This window comes from Derxia lacustris (genome assembly GCF_002105195.1).
GTDB classification, from domain to species: Bacteria; Pseudomonadota; Gammaproteobacteria; order Burkholderiales; family Burkholderiaceae_E; genus Derxia; species Derxia lacustris.
Genome location: NZ_MUHU01000047.1, coordinates 1 through 1,571 on the forward strand (window position 1 = coordinate 1; position 1,571 = coordinate 1,571).

Consider the following 1,571-nt stretch of genomic DNA (forward strand, 5'->3'; position numbering starts at 1 on the left):
CGCGGCAGCAACGATGCGCTGGCGGCCTGGCTCGGCGCCGCCGCCGGCAGCCACGACAGCGCCGCCCTGCTCGCCACGCTGCAGGCCGCCAACAGCGCCGGCACGCTGTTCGTCTGCGACTACGCACCGGTGCTCGGCAACGTGGCGCCGGCCGGGCTGGTGCGCAGCGGCCAGTACTTCGCCGCGCCGTTCGCGCTGTTCGCGGTGAGCGGCGGCGCGCTGCTGCCGCTCGCGATCCAGGTCGACTCGGTCGGCCGCGGCTATGTGTTCACGCCGCAGGACGATGCCAATGCCTGGCTGCTGGCCAAGCTGTGGGTCGGCAGCGCCGATGCGCAGTGGTGGTTCAGCGGCGCCCATCTGTTCAACACGCATACCGTGGTGATGCAGTTCGCCATCGCCGCCGCCGCGCTGGCCGAGGCCGGCACGCTGGCCGCGGACCATCCGGTGCTGGTGCTGCTCAAGCCGCATCTGGCCAAGGTGTTCGACATCAACACCGCCGTCTACAACCTCCAGGCCAGCGGCAGCGCCGGCGCCGGCATCTATCAGGCCGGCCAGTTCTGCGACCAGTTCCTGCCGACCGGCCGCATCGGGCTGTACCAGATCGTCAGCAACCTGTTCGCCGACTACAGCTTCGACGCCGCCGCCTTCGACAGCAGCCTCGCCGCGCGCCAGCTCGACACCGGCAACCTGCCGGTGCCCTTCCCCTATCGCGACGACGGCACGCCGTGGTGGAACGCCATCGCCAACTTCGTGTCGGGGGTGATCGAGGCCAGCTATGCCGACGACGCGGCGGTCGCCGCCGATGCGCCGCTCAACGCCTGGTTCGGCGCGGTGCAGGCCGCGTTCAACCATGACGGCGTGCCGCGCTACACCTGGACGCCGACCAAGGCCGGCCTCAAGCGCAGCGCCACCGTGCTGTTCCACATGGCTGCGGTGCAGCACACGGCGGTCAACAACAGCATGTTTCCGCACTGGGGCTATCTGCCCAACGGCGCCTTCGCGATGACCGCGCCGCCGCCCGCCGGCCCCGGCGTGACCGATGCCCAGCTGCTCGCGTCGCTGCCCGATCCGCAGGCCCAGACCGCCTACGGCGGCAACAGCTACTACGCCTGGCCGATCCAGAACCAGATCGACTTCGTGGTGGCCGGCACCTCGGCGGTGGACGATGTCGCGGCCGGCGACGGCAGCCTCGCCAGCCTCGACGCGGTGTATGCCGGCTTTGCCGCCGGCAGCGGTCAGGCGGCGGCGGTCGCCGCCTTCCAAGCCGCGCTGTGGGACGGCGCCGATTCGGCCAGCGCGCGCATTGCGCAGAACCAGTCCGCGCGCATCGCCGCCTTCCGCCAGGCCAATCCCTCGGCCGCCACGGTGCCCAACAGCGTCTCGTACTACTACCTGAGCCCGGCCGTCGCGCCGGCGATGAACCTGAACGCGCCCGTCATGAACGGCATCCAGATCTGAACCGGAGACCGTCATGCTCAAGAGCAATCTGCTGCCGCCACGCCTGTTCGAGCGCGAATTCCGCGCCGGCCGGCCGACCGGCAACACCGGCCGCGCGCGCCTGCAGGCGGCCG

1 protein-coding gene is annotated in these 1,571 nt (G+C 71.2%); it reads left to right on the plus strand.

The annotated features are described in order from the left end of the window. Positions 1 to 1,458 (plus strand): lipoxygenase family protein (locus B9P64_RS21635; RefSeq protein ID WP_268877162.1); only part of this gene is annotated, 1,458 nt, incomplete at its 5' end. Positions 1,459 to 1,571 lie beyond the last annotated feature (113 nt).